The organism is Taklimakanibacter lacteus (assembly GCA_003576695.1).
Classification (GTDB): domain Bacteria; phylum Pseudomonadota; class Alphaproteobacteria; order Rhizobiales; family Aestuariivirgaceae; genus Taklimakanibacter; species Taklimakanibacter lacteus.
On record QOZQ01000014.1, the window covers coordinates 24,264 to 40,976 of the forward strand.

At 62.6% G+C, this 16,713-nt stretch carries 17 protein-coding genes, 1 other RNA gene and 1 pseudogene; 5 read left to right on the forward strand and 14 right to left on the reverse strand.

What is annotated here, in order from left to right; genetic code table 11:
- Window positions 1-45: 45 nt before the first annotated feature.
- The 4 genes and pseudogenes from DT068_RS24340 to miaA form a co-directional block, all read right to left on the reverse strand.
- Window positions 46-1,125: pseudogene (locus DT068_RS24340) on the reverse strand (D-alanine--D-alanine ligase family protein).
- A gap of 6 nt (window positions 1,126-1,131) precedes the next feature.
- A complete protein-coding gene (ilvN, locus tag DT068_RS24345; protein WP_119392500.1) occupies window positions 1,132-1,689 on the reverse strand; it encodes an acetolactate synthase small subunit in 558 nt (185 codons plus the stop codon).
- Window positions 1,690-1,700: 11 nt separating this feature from the next.
- Window positions 1,701-3,479, reverse strand: a complete 1,779-nt coding sequence (locus tag DT068_RS24350) for an acetolactate synthase 3 large subunit (RefSeq protein WP_119392501.1) — start codon at window positions 3,477-3,479, stop codon at window positions 1,701-1,703.
- Between the two features lie 190 nt (window positions 3,480-3,669).
- On the reverse strand, window positions 3,670-4,518 hold the full coding sequence (gene miaA / locus DT068_RS24355) for a tRNA (adenosine(37)-N6)-dimethylallyltransferase MiaA (protein WP_368905119.1): 849 nt from the start codon (window positions 4,516-4,518) through the stop codon (window positions 3,670-3,672).
- Window positions 4,519-4,545: 27 nt separating this feature from the next.
- Here miaA and serB point away from each other — a divergent pair, with 27 nt between their 5' ends.
- Both serB and DT068_RS24365 read left to right on the forward strand, forming a co-directional pair.
- On the forward strand, window positions 4,546-5,433 hold the full coding sequence (gene serB, locus DT068_RS24360) for a phosphoserine phosphatase SerB (protein WP_119392503.1): 888 nt from the start codon (window positions 4,546-4,548) through the stop codon (window positions 5,431-5,433).
- A gap of 103 nt (window positions 5,434-5,536) precedes the next feature.
- Window positions 5,537-6,532 (forward strand): hypothetical protein, encoded by a 996-nt coding sequence (locus DT068_RS24365; RefSeq protein WP_119392504.1) that lies wholly within the window; start codon window positions 5,537-5,539, stop codon window positions 6,530-6,532.
- 89 nt (window positions 6,533-6,621) lie between these two features.
- Here the strand turns inward: DT068_RS24365 and DT068_RS24370 are convergent, their stop codons facing one another.
- The 10 genes from DT068_RS24370 to DT068_RS24415 all read right to left on the reverse strand — a co-directional run bounded on the left by DT068_RS24370 (window position 6,622) and on the right by DT068_RS24415 (window position 14,707).
- The gene (locus DT068_RS24370) at window positions 6,622-8,106 is read right to left on the reverse strand and encodes a DegQ family serine endoprotease (RefSeq protein WP_119392505.1); all 1,485 of its coding nucleotides are present in this window, start codon (window positions 8,104-8,106) and stop codon (window positions 6,622-6,624) included.
- 78 nt (window positions 8,107-8,184) lie between these two features.
- Complete coding sequence (locus tag DT068_RS24375; RefSeq protein WP_119392506.1) at window positions 8,185-8,382, reverse strand: DUF2065 domain-containing protein; 198 nt, start codon at window positions 8,380-8,382, stop codon at window positions 8,185-8,187.
- Between the two features lie 8 nt (window positions 8,383-8,390).
- Complete coding sequence (gene hflC, locus DT068_RS24380; RefSeq protein ID WP_119392507.1) at window positions 8,391-9,272, reverse strand: protease modulator HflC; 882 nt, start codon at window positions 9,270-9,272, stop codon at window positions 8,391-8,393.
- Window positions 9,269-10,369 (reverse strand): FtsH protease activity modulator HflK, encoded by a 1,101-nt coding sequence (hflK, locus tag DT068_RS24385; protein WP_119392508.1) that lies wholly within the window; start codon window positions 10,367-10,369, stop codon window positions 9,269-9,271. The genes hflC and hflK overlap by 4 nt, the downstream gene beginning before the upstream one ends.
- A gap of 69 nt (window positions 10,370-10,438) precedes the next feature.
- A complete protein-coding gene (locus DT068_RS24390; protein WP_119392509.1) occupies window positions 10,439-11,728 on the reverse strand; it encodes a flavin monoamine oxidase family protein in 1,290 nt (429 codons plus the stop codon).
- Window positions 11,729-12,250: a dihydrofolate reductase gene (locus DT068_RS24395; protein WP_119392510.1), complete on the reverse strand. Its 522-nt coding sequence runs from the start codon at window positions 12,248-12,250 to the stop codon at window positions 11,729-11,731.
- Window positions 12,247-12,732: a GNAT family N-acetyltransferase gene (locus tag DT068_RS24400; protein WP_162914423.1), complete on the reverse strand. Its 486-nt coding sequence runs from the start codon at window positions 12,730-12,732 to the stop codon at window positions 12,247-12,249. Before DT068_RS24400 ends, DT068_RS24395 begins: the two co-directional genes overlap by 4 nt.
- The gene (locus DT068_RS24405; RefSeq protein WP_119392512.1) at window positions 12,729-13,511 is read right to left on the reverse strand and encodes a CPBP family intramembrane glutamic endopeptidase; all 783 of its coding nucleotides are present in this window, start codon (window positions 13,509-13,511) and stop codon (window positions 12,729-12,731) included. The genes DT068_RS24400 and DT068_RS24405 overlap by 4 nt, the downstream gene beginning before the upstream one ends.
- Before the next feature lie 6 nt (window positions 13,512-13,517).
- Window positions 13,518-14,312 (reverse strand): thymidylate synthase, encoded by a 795-nt coding sequence (locus DT068_RS24410; RefSeq protein ID WP_119392513.1) that lies wholly within the window; start codon window positions 14,310-14,312, stop codon window positions 13,518-13,520.
- 80 nt (window positions 14,313-14,392) lie between these two features.
- A complete protein-coding gene (locus tag DT068_RS24415) occupies window positions 14,393-14,707 on the reverse strand; it encodes a DUF2853 family protein (protein WP_119392514.1) in 315 nt (104 codons plus the stop codon).
- A 115-nt stretch (window positions 14,708-14,822) separates the two neighbouring features.
- Here DT068_RS24415 and ssrA point away from each other — a divergent pair.
- From ssrA to mepA, 3 genes are all read left to right on the forward strand, one after another.
- Window positions 14,823-15,182: a transfer-messenger RNA gene (ssrA, locus tag DT068_RS24420) on the forward strand.
- 85 nt (window positions 15,183-15,267) lie between these two features.
- On the forward strand, window positions 15,268-15,771 hold the full coding sequence (locus DT068_RS24425) for an SspB family protein (protein ID WP_119392515.1): 504 nt from the start codon (window positions 15,268-15,270) through the stop codon (window positions 15,769-15,771).
- Window positions 15,772-15,775: 4 nt separating this feature from the next.
- Window positions 15,776-16,696 carry a penicillin-insensitive murein endopeptidase gene (gene mepA / locus DT068_RS24430; protein ID WP_119392516.1) on the forward strand — a complete coding sequence of 307 codons (921 nt, stop codon included), beginning with the start codon at window positions 15,776-15,778 and terminating at the stop codon, window positions 16,694-16,696.
- The last annotated feature ends 17 nt before the right edge of the window (window positions 16,697-16,713 follow it).

The window sequence follows — 16,713 nt, forward strand, 5'->3', positions numbered from 1 at the left end:
TGTCCGCTTTAGGACGATTTTTTCAGACCACTTGGCGGTAAAGTCCTAACCTGCTTTCGCCCCGGCGCGCGCGAGTCCGTGCGCCACCAGCCGATCGATGATTTCGGAATAGCCGACACCGCTTGCGGCCATCGCCTTGGAATACATGCTGATATCGGTGAAGCCGGGAATGGTGTTGAGTTCATTGATGAGCAACCGCATGTCCGGCGTCATGAAGAAATCAACCCGCGCCATGGCATCGCAGCCGAGCGCCCGGAAGGCTCTCGCAGCCATCGCGCGGATACTGCCCTCTGTCTCTTCCGGCAACTCCGCCGGCACTTTCAGAACCGCTCCATCCTTGTCGATATATTTGGCGTCGTAGCTGTAGAAGCCATGGCTTTCCGCCGGCACGATCTCGCCGGGTCGGGAAACAAAGAGACCGCCTCCCGCATCCTCCAGCACGCTGCATTCGATCTCCCGGCCGCGAACGAATTCTTCGGCCAGCAGTTTGCTGTCGTGCCTGAAGCCTTCGGCAAGCGCCGCCGCATAGTCTTGTTCGGTTGCGACTTTACTCACGCCGACGGAAGAGCCCTGTCGGGCCGGCTTGAGGAAAAGCGGAAGACCGAGGACGCCCTCGAGTTCCGCAAAGGCCGGCGCCGCATCAGGGCGGATCGTGACGGATCGCGCGGTAGGCAGGCCCGCTTCATTCAGCAGACGCTTGGCAATATCCTTGTCGAGCGCGGTCGCGGAACCGAGGATGCCGCAGCCGGCGAGTGGTACGCGCGCCACCTCGGCAAGCCCCTGCACCGAGCCGTCTTCGCCATGGAGTCCATGCAGCACAGGGAAGAGGATTCCGATGGCCGGCAACTCCTAAGGCGCGCCATTTGCCGGAACCGCCGTCATGCGCCCCTGCCCGCCCGGCACAAGGCAGACTTCTATGCCGCTCGACGGCTGCGCCAGGGCGCCATCCGTGACGCCGCTCAACAGCCACTGTCCTTCGCGAGTGATGAAGATCGGAACGGCATCGTATTTCGCCGGATCCAGCGCGCGCACGACATTGGTTGCCGAGAGAACCGAAACATCATGCTCGGCGGAGCGCCCGCCGAAAAGCACGGCGACGCGCAGTCTGTTCGAGGAAGTGTCCATTTCGCGCTATATCTTCATTCCCTCCGGCCCGCGTGAGATGGCGGCAATGCCGGTGCGCGATACTTCCACAAGTCCCAAAGGCTGCATCAACGAGATGAACTGATCGACCTTGCTGGTCTTGCCGGTGAGCTCGAAGACGAAGCTCTCGGTCGTCGCGTCGATGACGCGGGCGCGGAAGGCATCGGCGAGGCGCAACGCCTCCATGCGCTTCTCGCCCTTGCCCGCCACCTTGATGAGGGCCAGCTCGCGTTCGATGGCGTTGCCCTGCACGGTGAGATCGGCCACCGAATGCACCGGCACCATGCGGTCGAGCTGCGTCCTGATCTGCTCGATCACGTTGCGCGTGCCCGATGTCACGATGGTGATGCGCGAGACATGCGCCTCGTGCTCGGTCTCGGAGACGGTGAGCGAGTCGATATTGTAGCCGCGGCCCGAGAAAAGGCCGATGACGCGCGCCAGCACGCCCGGCTCGTTGTCGACCACGATGCACAAAGTATGCGTCTCGATCGCCTGCTTGCGGTCGTCGAGGAAATAGGCGGAAGCCGGTTGCGCTTGCATGTTCATTTTCTCTCTCCTCAGACCAGGACTTTGCCTTCGGCGCCGATCGCCTTCTCGATTTCCTCATCCGGCACGTCTTCGCCGAGCAGCATCTCATTATGCGCCTTGCCGGAGGGGATCATCGGGAAGCAATTGGCGAGGCTCGCCACGCGGCAATCGAAGATCACCGGCCAGTTGACCTCGATCATCGCCTTGATCGCGCCGTCGAGCTCGGCCGGCTTTTCGGCCCGCATGCCGACCGCGCCATAGGCTTCCGCCAGCTTGACGAAATCGGGCAGCGCCTCGGAATAGCTCTCCGACAGGCGGTTGCCATGCAGCAACTGCTGCCACTGCCTTACCATGCCCATATACTGGTTGTTGAGGATGAAGATCTTGACCGGCAGACGGTACTGCACCGCGGTCGAGATCTCCTGCATCGTCATCAGCACCGAGGCGTCGCCGGCAATGTCGATGACCAGGCTCTTGGGATGCGCCATCTGCACGCCGATCGTGGCGGGAAGCCCATAGCCCATCGTGCCGAGCCCGCCCGAGGTCATCCAGCGGTTCGGTTCCTCGAACTTGAAGAACTGCGCCGCCCACATCTGGTGCTGGCCGACTTCGGTGGTGATATAGACATCCTTGCCGCGGGTCAGCGCATAGAGCCGCTCGATCGCATATTGCGGCATGATGACTTCCTTGCGCGGCTTGTATTTGAGGCTGTCCTTCGCCCGCCACTGGTCGATCTGCTTCCACCACTGGGCGAGCGCTGCCTTGTCGACCTGGTTCTGCTTGGCCTTCCACACCCGAATGAAGTCTTCCAGCACATGGGCGCAGTCGCCGATGACCGGCAAATCGACGCGGACATTCTTGTTGACCGACGAGGGATCGATATCAACATGGATCTTGCGCGAGTGGGGCGAGAAGGCGTCGACACGGCCGGTGATGCGGTCATCGAAGCGCGCACCGATATTGATCATCACGTCGCAACCATGCATCGCCATATTGGCTTCGTAGGTGCCGTGCATGCCGAGCATGCCGACCCAGCGCTTGTCGGAAGCGGGAAAGGCGCCAAGCCCCATCAAGGTGGAGGTCACCGGGAATCCGGTGAGCTTGACGAATTCGCGCAAGAGCTTCGAAGCCGCCGGGCCCGAATTGATGACGCCGCCGCCGGTATAGAAGATCGGCCGCTTGGCGCCGGCGATCATGTCGATCGCGGCGCGCACGGCATTCTGGTCGGGCTTCACCTTGGGCCGGTAGGTCTTGTGCTGGATGTTGCTCGGGCCGACATAGGTGCCCTTGGCGAACTGGACGTCCTTCGGCACGTCGACCACGACCGGACCCGGGCGGCCATTGGTCGCCACATAGAAGGCCTCGTGCAGGATGCGCGCCAGGTCGTTGACGTTCTTCACCAGATAATTGTGCTTGGTGCAGGGCCTGGTGATGCCGACCGTGTCGCATTCCTGGAAGGCGTCATTGCCGATGAGATGGGTCGGCACCTGGCCGGTGATGCAGACGAGCGGGATGGAATCCATGAGCGCATCGGTGAGGCCGGTCACCGCATTGGTGGCGCCGGGGCCAGAGGTGACGAGGACGACGCCGGGCTTGCCGGTCGAGCGGGCATAGCCTTCCGCCGCATGGGTGGCGCCCTGCTCGTGGCGCACCAATATGTGCTTCACCTTGTCCTGCTGGAAGATCTCGTCATAGATCGGGAGCACGGCGCCGCCCGGATAGCCGAATATGTGCTCGACCCCCTGGTCTGCCAGCGCCTTGAGAATGATCTCGGCGCCCGTCATCTGCTCATCGCTTCGGCCAGCCATCGTCCAGTTCCTTCCTTGTCCTTGTCTCACGTCTTCGTTCCATCGCAGGCAATAAAAAAGGCCCCCGAGGGAGCCCTTTGCGCGTCAGCCAGTATCGCGGCAGCTTAGGCTGCCCCGGCGACGCGCATTCCTACGATAAGAACGAGAGATTGGTTCATGGCGAGCCTTGTAGTGGGCGAGGAGGAAAACGTCAAGCGCGTCTCTCTTCCCAGCCCGGCATCTGGTGCCGCCACCAGGTGAGCTGGCGCTTGATATACTGCCTGGTCGCCGTCTGGCCTGCCTTGACGGCCTCCTCCAGCGGGGTCTGGCCGGCAAGATAGGCCGCCATCTGCTTGACGCCGATCGCCTTCATGACCGGCATATTGGGACCGAGCCCCTGCTCCAGGAGCGACCTTGCCTCTTCTATCCCGCCTTCCTTAACCATGCGCTCGAAACGCGCATTCGCCCGGGCATGGAGGGTCTTGCGGTCGGGATTGAGGAAGATGCGCCGGGCCTCGACCCCGGCCAGCACGGCGGAACCCTGGGCCGCCCTTTGCCAGTGATCGAGCGGCTTGCCGGTCCCTTCGAAGACCTCGATGGCCCTGATGATGCGCTGGCGGTCATTGGGGTTGAGCCTGGCCGCGGCCCCCTTGTCACGCTTGGCGAGCTCGGCATGGAGATCGCCCTTGGCGGCCCGCCATTTCTCGGTGATGTCGGGCGGGATCAGCGGGATATCGGCCAGTCCCTGCTCCAGCGCCTTGAAATAGAGCCCGGTGCCGCCCACGATCACCGGCACACGGCCCGAGCGCCAGACGGCGTCGATCTCGGCTGACGCGTCCGCCAGCCAGCGCGCCACCGAATAGGCGCTCGCCCCCGGAACATGGCCATAAAGCCGGTGTGGAACCTGGGATTCGTCCTCTTCGCTGGGCCTGGCGGTGAGGATGCGCAGGTCGCGATAGACCTGCATCGCATCGGCATTGACGATGACGCCGCCCTCCTCCAGCGCCAACGCAATGGCGAGCGCCGACTTGCCGCTGGCGGTCGGTCCTGCGATAAGCACCGCTCGTTTTTCCGAAGGCATGGCCTCATGGACTCCGTTGTCATTCTCATAGCAGCCCCGGGCTCGCGCGCAATCGGTCCGGCGATGGTGAGCCGTCTGCGTGACCTTACGGGACATCCGCCGCAATGGCTGAGCAAGGGTGAGGTGCTTGAGACATTCGTCGCCACGGCCACCCCTGAGCTCCGCGCCGAGCTTGGCCTCCTCGTGAAGGACCATCCGATCGATGTCGCCATCGTACCGGCGCAGCATCGCAGCCAGCGCCGCAAGCGCCTGCTGATCGCCGATATGGATTCGACCATGATCGGCCAGGAATGCATCGATGAGCTGGGGGCGCTTGCCGGTGTCGGCGATCGCATCAAGGCGATCACCTTGAGCGCCATGCGGGGCGAGCTCGATTTCGAGCAGGCACTCAAGGCGCGCCTCGCTCTGATGAAGGACCTTCCCGAAGCCGCAATTGGCCGGGTCCTGAAGGAGCGCATCACCTTCACGCCGGGCGGCAGGACGTTGATCGCGACGATGAGGGCCCATGGCGCCTATGCCGCCCTCGTCTCCGGCGGCTTCGTCCAGTTCACCGGCCATGTGGCGACGGAACTCGGCTTCGACGAGCATCGCGCCAATGAGCTCCTCATCGAGGACGGAAAGCTCACCGGCGGTGTGCGCGAGCCGATCCTCGGCAAGGATGCCAAGGTTCAGGCGCTCACCGACCTGACCCACAGGCTGGGCCTCTCTCTCGAAGACACGATCGCGGTCGGCGACGGCGCCAATGACATCCCCATGCTGCAGGCCTCAGGCCTGGGCGTGGCGCTCCACGCCAAGCCCAAGGTGCGCGAAGCGGCCGCCGTCAGCATTGTCCATGGCGACCTCACTGCCCTCCTCTATCTGCAAGGCTACTGGCAGGAGGAGTTCGCATCTTAACCTTGCTTGCCAACGCCCTATCCCCAAGGGCAACAAGGCTTTTTTCGTCATCACCTTTTTGTTAAGTTGGGCCACTGATGCCTTGGCATCGATGGAGGCCTCTATGAATATGATTCGTCTCACCGCCCTGGCGGGTATCGCCTTGGCGGCCGCGTGCTTTGCTGCTGGTCCTGCCAGCGCTCTCACCACCAAGGAATGCAGCGCCAAATACCAGGCGGCCAAGGAAGCGGGCACGCTCGGCGACATGAAATGGAACGACTTCCGCAAGGCGCAGTGCGGACCGGACGCCTCTGCCGAGATCGACCAGCCGACGGCGAAGACAAAGACCAAGAAGACGGCGGCCAGCGACGATGATGAGGCGAAAGGCCTGACCTCGAAGCAGTGCGGCGCCAAATACCAGGCGGCCAAGGAAGCCGGAACGCTCGGCGACATGAAGTGGAACGACTTCCGCAAGGCGCAGTGCGGACCAGGCGCCTCGGCCGAGATCGACCAGCCTGCGGCGAAGAAAAAGACCAAGAAGGCGGCGGCCGGCAATGATGATGACGCGAAAGGCCTGACCTCGAAGCAATGCAGCGCCAAATACCAGGCGGCCAAGGAAGCCGACGCGCTCGGCGGCATGAAGTGGAACGACTTCCGCAAGGAGCAATGCGGCCCGGGCGCATCGGCCAAGTTCGAGGCGCCCAAGGTCACCAAGGCCTCGACCGCCTCGGGCGGCGGCCTGTCGATGAAGGAATGCAGCGCCAGATACCAGGCGGCCAAGGCTGACAATTCGCTCGGCAGCCTGAAGTGGAACGACTTCCGCAAGGCCAAATGCAGCGCCGATGCGGCGGACGATGAGACAGTGCCGGCCGAGGACGAGGCGACCTACACCAACGAGCCGGATCGCCCGACCACGGCCGCGCCCAAGGGCGTCAAGTTCCCGCGCGGCATTTCAAGCAAGTTCTCCAAAGAGCCGGAAGGCAAGGCGCGCATGCATACCTGCCTCCAGCAGTATTACGCCAACAAGGAGAGCAACGCGTTGGGCGGCCTCAAATGGATCCAGAAGGGCGGCGGCTATTACAGCCTCTGCAATTCGAGGCTCAAGGGCGAGACGAGCTAACCAATTCTCTTTACACGAACGAATAGAGCGCCTTTCGGCGCTCTATTTTTTGCTCGACCACTCCCTTGGGTAGGGAGTGCTCCGCTCGATCAGTCCTTCTTGATCCTGACGGCGATGAAGCGCATCTCGCTCTGCTTGCCGCCCTTGGCGACGAACAGCAGCACCGACTTCTTTTGCGCGCTCTCGGCATCCTTGACGCGCGCCGTCACGTCGCCCGGATTGGCGACCGTCTTCTGGCCGGCTTCGGTGATGACATCGCCCGGCTCGATGCGCTTTTCCGCCGCCGGCCCGTTGGGATCGACCTCGGTGACGATGGCGCCCTGCAGGCCCTCATCGATGTTGAAGCGCTTGCGCTGGTCGTCGGTGATGATCGAAAGCTTCATGCCGAGCGTGTCGGCCGTATCGGTCTGTGGGCTGCTCTCGGGATTGGCGGAGGCGACGATCTTCTCGCCATCCTCCAGCCGTCCGACTTCGGCGGTGATCTCGACCGGCTTGCCTTCGCGCATGACCTTGACGGTCACCTTCTTTCCGATCGGCGTGTCGGCGACGACGCGCGGCAGGTCCTTCATCTCGCGGATCGGCTTGCCGTCGAATTCGGTGATGACGTCACGCGGCTTGAGGCCGGCCTTCTCGGCAGGTCCCGTCGGCGTCACTTCGGCGATGAGTGCGCCTTGCGTCTTGCCGAGATCGAGCCCTTCGGCGAGATCATCGGTCAGCGACTGGATGCGCACGCCGAGCCAGCCGCGCCGCGTCTCGCCATATTGCTTGAGCTGGTCGACCACGCCCCTGACCGTGGCGGCGGGAACCGAGAAGCCGATGCCGACCGAGCCGCCCGACGGCGAATAGATGGCGGTGTTCACGCCCACCACTTCGCCCTGCAGGTTGAATAAGGGGCCGCCCGAATTGCCCTTGTTGATGGCGGCATCGGTCTGGATGAAGTCGTCATAGGGGCCGGCATTGATGTCGCGGTTGCGTGCCGAGACGATGCCCAGCGACACTGAGCCGCCGAGGCCGAAGGGATTGCCGATGGCGAGCACCCAGTCGCCGACCCTGAGCTTGTCCGAATCGCCGAAGCTGACCGCGGTCAGCGGCTTCACCGGCTTCACTCTGAGAACCGCGATATCGGTCTTGGCGTCGCGGCCCACCAGTTCCGCCTTGAGGTTCGTGCCGTCGGTGAACACGACGGTGATGTCTTCCGACTGCTCGATCACGTGGTTGTTGGTCACGATGATGCCGGAGGCATCGACCACGAAGCCCGAGCCTTGCGAATTGACGGTGCGCGGCTCAGGCCGCCCGCCCGGGCGCTGGCGCTTGAAGAAATCCTCGAACATGTCGCGGAAGGGAACATCGGGCGGCAGATCGGGAATCTGCAGCTGCACCCCGCCCGCGACCTTCTGTGTCGTGGCGATCGAGACCACCGAGGGCGAGAGCTTCTCGGCCAGGTCGGCGATCGAGGGAAGCTGTTGAATTTGTTGGGCTTGTGCAGGCGCCTGCGGCACGAAACCGTCGAAAGCCGCGAAAGCCAGCGGGGCGGCAACCGCCGCGGCCAGAACCCGTTTCACCGTTCCACTCATAATCCGAAATCTCCGTCAGTTCTTGGCTTGAGTAAGCGTCCAACGCACGTCACCTGCAAGCGATGCGCGATCACGATTTCATGATCCGAGCACCGAGCGGGCAAGCCAGACGAGCCCCACGCCGAAGGCGGCTGCGATGAGCCCGCCAAGCCGCAGGCTGTCATTCGGGGTGGTCTGCATCAGCGCGATCACCGTCTTCAGATGGCCCGGAACAAAGGCATAAACAAGGCCCTCGATCACGAAGACGAGACCGAGGGCCGTGATGAAATCGCTCATGGCCTGGCTCAGGGCACCGGCGGCTTGGCCTTGTCCATGCCGAGATATTTGAAGAAGTCCGAATCCGGCTTCAGCACCAGCGTGGTGCCGCTGCTCGACAGGCTCTTCGCATAGGCCTGCATCGACCTGTAGAAGGCGAAGAATTCGGGATCCTGCTGGAAGGCATCGGCGAATACCTTGTTGCGTTCGCCTTCGCCCTCGCCGCGGATGACCTCCGACTGGCGGCGGGCATCGGCAAGCTTCTCGGTATAGGCACGGTCGGCCTGCGCCATGATCTCGATCTTGCGCGCCTCGCCGCGACCGCGCAGGTCCTTGGCTTCGGCGATGCGTTCCGAGCTCATCCGCTCATAGGTGTTCTTCAGCACTTCATCCATGAGGTCGGTGCGCACGATGCGGACATCGACGATCTCGATACCGTTGTTGAGCGCTTCGGACCGAACCTGGTCACGGATCTCGCGCATCATGACGGCGCGATCCTTGGACAACGCCGCATCGAAGGTGCGCTTGCCGTATGTCTGGCGCAGCGCCGCATCGAGACGGGTCCTGATGCGGTCCCAGGCGCGCGAGATGTCGGCCGAGACGGTCTCGCGGAAGCGCTGGGCATTGACGATGCGCGCCATGGTCACGGCATCGACGAGATAACGCCGCCCGTCGACCACCTGGACGCTCATATTGTCGCTGGTCCACACGATCATGCGGTCTTCGATCGGCACCACGTCGTCGGCAACCGGGATCTTGAAATAGAGTCCGGGCTTCTCGACGATCCGGTTGATCTCGCCGAAACGCAGGACCAGCGCCTTCTCGCGCTCATCGACGATGAAGGTCGACGACCAGACGATCAGGCCGAGGACGGCAAGGACGATGATACCGGTTGATCTGAACAGGCTCATTGGTTGGCTCCCTGCGCCGGCGGCGGCGTCATGTCTTGGCGTTTCTGGATCTCGGGCAACGGCAGGTAGGGAACCACCCCCTGGCCTTCGCCGCCCTCGATGATCACCTTGTTCGACTGCGCGAGGATGTCTTCGAGAGTTTCGAGGAAGATGCGCTGGCGGGTCACGTCCTTGGCATTCTTGTACTGCTCATAGACCGAGAGGAAGCGCTGCGCCTCGCCCTGCGCTTCCAGCACGACGCGTGCCTTGTAGCCCTTGGCGTCCTCGATGACTTTCGCCGCCTCGCCTTCCACCAGGCGGCGGCGTTGATTGGCATACTGATCCGCTTCGTTGATCGAGCGCGCCTGATCCTGCTCGGCGCGCTGCACTTCCTCGAAAGCGTCGAGCACTTCCGCCGGCGGATCGGCCTTCTCGAGCTTGAGGCCGGTGACGAGAATGCCGGCCGAATAGCTGTCGAGTGTCGTCTGGGTGATCTCCATGACCTGGTCCTGCGCGGCAAGGCGGCCCGTGGTGCGCACCTCTTCGGCGGGCGTGCGACCGACGATCTCGCGCATGGCGCTTTCGGCCACCACTTTGACCAGCTTTTCCTGCTCGCTCACATTGAACAGATATTCTTCCGGATTCTTGATCTTCCACAGGACGGTGAAGCGGATATCGACCAGGTTCTGGTCGCCCGCCAGCATCAGCCCTTCATTGGCGACGGCACCGATCGAGGTCTGCCGCTCCGACTCGACCTGCACGGTTTCCAGCGTCTCGACCGGCCAGATGGCGAAATGCAGGCCCGGATTGACGGTGCGCGAATAGCTGCCGAGTCTCAGCACGACGCCGCGCTCGTCGGCCTGCACCTGATAGACGCTGTTGAAGGCGATGAGGGCGAGGGCGGCGAGGACAAAGATGACCCAGGTGCTGCGACCGCCGGTTCCGCCGGGAAGGATGTTCTTGAGGCTGTCCTGCCCCTTGCGGATCAGCTCGTCGAGATCGGGTGGCGTCGGGCCGCGATTGCCGCCACCCGACGGACCGCCTGGCCCCTGCCCCCAGGGTCCTTGTCCCCATGGGCCTTTACCGCCTCCGCCACCCCCATCCTTATTCCACGGCATCGACTCTCACCCTTGATTGTTGGTCGCGCTCATATAGGAATTTGCAGCGCGGAAGTCCAATCCGCTGATTTAAGCGGGAAGCGTTCGCTTCGCGCCTGTCGTCATGTGTCCCAGCGCCATTATAGCCTTTTCGGCGGCGAAGAGTCCGGTCTCGAAAGCCCCGTGCGCCGTCGCCTGGAACGTTGGATGCACATGCTCACCCGCGAGGAAGATACGTTCCTGGATCGGCGCCGCAAAAGCCTTGCGGGCAGCACCTTTGCCAGGCCTGGCGCAGGAATAGGCGCCATTGATGAAAATGTCGGAAGACCAATGGGTTGTAGTCGCTTTCTTGATTCGCTTTCTCAAGTCGGAACCGAACGCCCTGACGAGGGCTGAGACAGCGAAATCGATCATGCCCGCCTCGCCTTCCCGCTCCATGTCGCGGGCGAAGTTCCCGGCAATATGAGTCACGGCAATGGGCCTTCCGAAGGGATGCAGCTCGAAATTGAGCGGATGCGTCGTGGCGGCTACCGGATCGAAGATATCGGCATAGGGCACATCGAAACCATCGAACACTTTTCCGTCAAATGCGACGGCGATCTTCTCGTAATAGCCCATCGGCGCATCGGCAAAGGCCTGGGCGATCTCTGACGGCAGACCGTCGATGCCGAGCCTCCCCGTCTCGAGCATCCGGGCCGGGGTGGCGACGATCGCCGCCTTGGCCGTGATCGTGCCGTGATTGGTCTCGACCAGCACTTCCTTGCCGCGGGCACTTATTCTCGTGGCGGCGATACTGGTCCTGATCGGCAGGCCAGCCGCCAGCCTGGCGATCAACGCGCCATAGCCGTCCTCGACCGGCAGATTGAGACCGGTGTCGTCATAATTGCCGGCATCACGGGTGGAAATCTCCTCGGGCTCGACCGAATACATGAGGGCCAGCCAATGCTTCGCCATCGGATACCAGGGATGGTTCTGATCGAGCAGTGCTGCGGCCGGAATGTCTCGGCCGTCACGGCCCGCCTCCGCCACATCGCCGAGAACCCCCCAGACAAAATCCTCGCGCAGCCGGTCGTTCTTCCATTGGCCATCCATAAAGGCCCGCATCACGCCGGTACGCGGCTCGCTGCGGTATTTGTGGCCAACCTCCTCGGCGAGGTTGCGCAGGACGTTCTTGTCCGCCGAATGGAACCAATGGCAGCCATGATCCCACAAATGGCCAAGGCTCGTCGTGTCGGTGAAGGCCCGACCGCCGATGCGATCCTTCGCCTCGATGATAATGAAGGGGATTTTCGCCTTGGCCAAGGCACGTCCGGCGCCGATGCCGGCGGCACCGGCGCCGATGATGACGACATCAGGATTGAGGGGATATTGAATCATCATTCAATACTGCGGCGCGGCAGACTTCCGGTCAAGCACGCGCAGCACGAAGCCCGCATCATCGCCTTCCGCACGCTCATGGACTTCCCGCGACGTTTCCTGCCATTGCGCGGCATCAAGGGGAGGAAAGAACACATCGCCTTCCGGGACCAGATCGACCTCGGTGAGATAGAGGCGATCCGCCATGGGCAGGAACAGGTTGAAGATATCGCTGCCGCCGATGACGCAGATTTCCTCGGGCCGGACCTCACGCGCGCGCATGATCGCCTCATCGGCGCTCGCCACGACGATGGCGCCATCTGCCACATAATCGCGATGCCGCGTGATGACGATATTGAGCCGACCGGGCAAGGGACGCTTCGGCAGGCTCTCCCAGGTCTTGCGTCCCATGATCACCGGCTTGCCCATGGTGATCTGCTTGAAGCGCTTGAGGTCGGAGGAGACCCGCCACGGCAATCCGCCCTTGCGCCCGATCACGCCGTTGCGCGCTACCGCGACCACGAAGGCAATGCGCGGCGTCTTCATGCGGAGCTCTCCGCCAGCCGGACCAGCGCGTCATCCGCCAGGCGATAATAGCACAGGCCCTCATCGCATTCGGCCCCGGCTTCGGCATAGAGCGCCTTTGCCCGGTCATTCCATCCCTTCATCAGCCAGTAGATGCTGGGAAAACCGCGCTGGCGCGCTTCCACCGCCAATGCCTTCAGAAGCGCCCGCCCGATCCCTTTGCGCCGATGCTCGGGCAGCACCGAGAGGTCCTCGAGATACATCACCTCGCGCCCGCGCGATGTCGTGAAGCTCCGATGCCAGAAGGCGCAGCCTGCCGGCTCATCATTGTCGAAAGCCAGCAGACAGCCGACGATCGGATGCGGCGCGAACAGCGCCCGCTCCAGATCGGCTGCGGTGGCCGTGTATTTGTCGAGAAAGCCATGCGACTCCGCCAGCGCTCGCGTCATCTTCAGCAGCGCCTCGCCTTCGCCCGGCCGGATCGGCCTCACCTCGATCGTCATTGTTGTGCCAACAGATAGAGGGCAATTGCCTGGACGGAATTCCATGCCGCATGACAGGCAATCGTCACCCACAGGCTGCCGAAACGGACCAACAGCCAGCACAATACCAGGCCCATCAGGAACAACAGGCCGATGACATATGGTGGCGGTTGAGTCGTAGCATGCATAGCCGCCCACAGGGCGGAGGTTAGGACGGACGTGCCAACAATGCCTATCGGTGTTTGCGACAGCGCCGCGAAGATCTGTCCGCGAAAAATCAGCTCCTCGGCAAGGGGAGCACCGATGATGAGCCCGCCGGCGATCAGGAGGTAGAGTGGATCATCGCTCATTTGCATGACCATCTGCTCGACCATTCCGGTCGAAGTGAGATCCAGTCCAAACACCCAAACCAGAACATTGATCAGGAAATTCATTGTGATGAGAAATCCGGCGATGATCGCGGCCCAGCCGATGAGGCCCAGGGCCGGAACATGCAACGCCAGAACTTTTTTGGGATCGGCGCCGCGCTGGCGCGCCAAGAACCAGGCGAGACACGCCGTCAAGAGTCCTGCCGGAAGGATCGACAACAACGCACCGCGCGGCCGTCCCTCCTGAAAGGAAAGGTAATCAGAGGCACCGAAAGCCGCTATGGCGGCACCAAAGATACCCTGCAGGACAAGCTGATTGACAAGCACGAGCACGATGAAAATGCCGGTGGCCCGCCAAGGGCCTGTTGGATTGGAAGGCTGGTAAAGCAGGTGACGCAGCCCTGCGCTGAAGTCTGCCCCGAGCAAAACCATTGCGGGTTAGACCGCGACCGGTGCCGCGATATGCGGATGCGACTGATAGCCGGCGATCTCGAAATCTTCAAACCTGAACGCGTCGATCTCCTTCACGTCGCGCTTGATGACGAGACGCGGCAGCGGCAACGGCGTGCGCTTGAGCTGCTCGTTCGCCTGGTCGAGATGATTGAGATAGAGATGCGCATCGCCCAGCGTATGCACGAAATCGCCGGCCTTAAGCCCGGTCACATGCGCGATCATGTGGGTGAGCAGCGCATAGGAAGTGATGTTGAACGGAACGCCGATGAAGATATCGGCGGAACGCTGATAGAGCTGGCATGACAGCTTGCCGTTGCTGACATAGAACTGGAACAGGCAGTGACAGGGCGGCAGCGCCATCTTGTCCACATCGGCCGGATTCCACGCGGTCACGATCAGGCGGCGCGAATCGGGATTCTTGCGGATGCGGGTGATGACATCGGCGATCTGATCGATGGTCGACCCATCGCGTGCCGGCCAGGAGCGCCACTGGGCACCATAAACCGGCCCAAGATTGCCGTCCGCGTCGGCCCATTCGTCCCAGATGGTGACGCCGTTGTCGCGCAGATATCCGATGTTGGTGTCGCCCTTCAGGAACCACAGCAGCTCATGGATGATCGAGCGCAGATGCAGTTTCTTGGTGGTGAGCACCGGAAAGCCGCGCGCCAGATCGAAGCGCATCTGGTGGCCGAACACCGAGAGCGTGCCGGTTCCGGTCCGGTCATCCTTGCGCGCGCCATGGTCGCGCACATGGCGCATGAGGTCGAGATATTGCTGCATGGGGCGAATCTAGCCGATTCCGGTCCCCAATCTCAACGAAAACGGCGGGGCTGCCGCCCCGCCGTCAACAACATGGAAAATCAGGCAAGCTTGCCGAGCGTGCCGGTGTGCTCGGCCACCAGGTAATAGACCGTGACGCGGTGCTTGGTCTTGTCGGCTTTCATCTTCTCACCGACCGCCTTCACTGCGGCTTCGGCCGTCTTGGGGTCGAGGTCGAGCTTCTTGGCGCAGAAACCGTTCACCACGCGCTGGACCTCGGCGTCGTCCGTCATCGACACCCACTTGGAATCGGCGCCGCGCAACGCGATGCCGCAGAACTTCACGATGGCCGCCACGGCCTGGTCATCGACTTTGGCAGTGTATTTCCGGATGTCGGCAGCGTAGTCGTCACTCATGGTGCTTCCCCCAGGGTCCAGCGTTCCCGCCCAATGCGGTCTGTCATTAGGGTTCCGATTCGTGGCTATTTTGCGGAAAACTATGGCAAAAGCCACTTACCTCGACGTAATGAGCACCCTTTTCATCCGCCGCCCATGCGCCTATATTGAAGCCGCTACCCGCAAGGGCGGCTATGGCGATAAACGGCCATCGTAATAAACCCATCGGACCCGGGGGCGGTACCCGGCGCCTCCACCACGGACCGCGATGAGCTTCGCGGCCCCTGCTGGGGGCGAAATAGGATCGACGAGGGCGTAAAGGGTGTGCTTTTGCCCGAGATGGTACCGACGTAACGGGCCATTTTATAGTTGCCAATGACAACTATGCTCCGGCCGCTCTCGCTGCTTAATGCAGCGCGATAAGCCGAAATCAAAGCCCTTGGCCTTTGCCGGCTGAGGCGGGGTTCGCAGGCACCTGGCAACAGAAGCCTGCACTTCCATCCCCTTCAATTTAATGACTTCCGCCAGCGCCACCTTGTATATGATAGCCATGAATCGTTTGTGCTGCAGGAATCCGGGCAATGGCTGAAGATTTGATGCGTTACGACCTTCTGGCGCAGGAAGCGCTGCGTGGGGTCGTGCGCGCGTCATTGCGCAAGGTCATGAAGACGGGACTGCCCGGTGAGCACCATTTCTACATTGCCTTCGATACTCGCTATCCCGGCGTGCGCCTGTCGGAACGCCTCGACAAGAAATATCCGCGCGAGATGACCATCGTGCTCCAGCATCAATACTGGAACCTGCAGGTGCGCGATGATGAATTCGAGGTCGAGCTCTCCTTCGACAATGTCCCCGAGAAGCTTGTCGTGCCGTTCAACGCCATCAAGGGTTTCCTCGATCCCCATATCCAGTTCGGCCTGCAATTCGAGACCGTGAAAGTCGAGGATCAGGCCAGGGAGCCGGAAGCCGCCGCCGCAAAGCCGGCGGCGACAGTGGAGCCTGCTATTGCCGCGGCGGAAACCGCGCCCGTCGGCGAGGTTGATTCCGGACGCGTGATTTCCCTCGATTCATTCAGAAAGAAGTGAAGCCGTGCACCGATTGGCCGCCATCCTTCTGCTCCTGCTCGTCCCTTTCACCGCGGCGCTCGCCCAGAGCAAGGACTCAGCGACGCTCGCGGCAATCGCCAACCAGGCGATCAACGAGATTCCGGCCAAGAAGCTGTTCGGCGCGCAGAAGACGCCGGCGGCCAGCATGGCGGCGCGCTCTTTCGGCACCTATGCGAGGGGCTGCCTGGCAGGTGCGGCAGCGCTGCCGGTGAACGGACCGGCCTGGCAGGTCATGCGGCTGTCGCGCAACCGCAATTGGGGGCATCCGAAGCTCATCGCCCTGCTCGAGAAGCTGGCCGAGGACGCCAAGGAGAAGGACGGCTGGAACGGACTGATGGTGGGCGACATTTCGCAGCCGCGCGGCGGCCCGATGCTCACCGGCCATGCCAGCCACCAGATCGGCCTCGATGCCGATGTGTGGCTGATGCAGATGCCCGACCGCACGCTCTCCAACAAGGAGCGCGAGACGATCAGCCCCAAGCTGGTGGTCAAGGACCGCAAGACCATGGACTTCAGCGTGTGGACGCAAGCGCATGCCCGCCTCATCCGGCGCGCCGCCTCCAATCCCGAAGTGGCGCGCATCTTCGTCCACCCGCCGATCAAGAAGGAGCTGTGCCGCTGGGCCACGGGCGACCGCTCCTGGCTTGCCAAGGTGCGTCCCTATTATGGGCACAACTACCACTTCCACATCCGCATCAAATGCCAGAACGGCGGATGCAAGGACCAGTGGACGCCCAACCCCAAGGACGGCACGGGCTGCGGCGAAGAACTGGCCTATTGGTATAGCGACGCGCCCTGGAAGCCGCCCAAGACCAAGCCTGACGCGCCGCCGCCCAAGCCGCCCAAGCCCTTGACCATTACAGGCCTTCCTGCTGAATGCCGCTCCGTCGTAACGGTGGAGTGACCGGGCAGTGGCTATCG

Bases quoted from the DNA above. Each gene is read 5' to 3' on its own strand.
- DT068_RS24405 (WP_119392512.1), bottom strand. From the start codon at position 13,511: ATGGTTTTGCTCGGGGCAGACTTCAGCGCAGGGCTGCGTCACCTGCTT.
- hflK (WP_119392508.1), bottom strand. From the start codon at position 10,369: ATGCCGTGGAATAAGGATGGGGGTGGCGGAGGCGGTAAAGGCCCATGG.
- DT068_RS24350 (WP_119392501.1), bottom strand. From the start codon at position 3,479: ATGGCTGGCCGAAGCGATGAGCAGATGACGGGCGCCGAGATCATTCTC.
- DT068_RS24375 (WP_119392506.1), bottom strand. From the start codon at position 8,382: ATGAGCGATTTCATCACGGCCCTCGGTCTCGTCTTCGTGATCGAGGGC.
- DT068_RS24370 (WP_119392505.1), bottom strand. From the start codon at position 8,106: ATGAGTGGAACGGTGAAACGGGTTCTGGCCGCGGCGGTTGCCGCCCCG.
- ilvN (WP_119392500.1), bottom strand. From the start codon at position 1,689: ATGAACATGCAAGCGCAACCGGCTTCCGCCTATTTCCTCGACGACCGC.
- hflC (WP_119392507.1), bottom strand. From the start codon at position 9,272: ATGAGCCTGTTCAGATCAACCGGTATCATCGTCCTTGCCGTCCTCGGC.
- DT068_RS24415 (WP_119392514.1), bottom strand. From the start codon at position 14,707: ATGAGTGACGACTACGCTGCCGACATCCGGAAATACACTGCCAAAGTC.
- DT068_RS24410 (WP_119392513.1), bottom strand. From the start codon at position 14,312: ATGCAGCAATATCTCGACCTCATGCGCCATGTGCGCGACCATGGCGCG.
- DT068_RS24425 (WP_119392515.1), top strand. From the start codon at position 15,268: ATGGCTGAAGATTTGATGCGTTACGACCTTCTGGCGCAGGAAGCGCTG.
- DT068_RS24400 (WP_162914423.1), bottom strand. From the start codon at position 12,732: ATGACGATCGAGGTGAGGCCGATCCGGCCGGGCGAAGGCGAGGCGCTG.
- DT068_RS24395 (WP_119392510.1), bottom strand. From the start codon at position 12,250: ATGAAGACGCCGCGCATTGCCTTCGTGGTCGCGGTAGCGCGCAACGGC.
- serB (WP_119392503.1), top strand. From the start codon at position 4,546: ATGGACTCCGTTGTCATTCTCATAGCAGCCCCGGGCTCGCGCGCAATC.
- DT068_RS24365 (WP_119392504.1), top strand. From the start codon at position 5,537: ATGAATATGATTCGTCTCACCGCCCTGGCGGGTATCGCCTTGGCGGCC.
- DT068_RS24390 (WP_119392509.1), bottom strand. From the start codon at position 11,728: ATGATGATTCAATATCCCCTCAATCCTGATGTCGTCATCATCGGCGCC.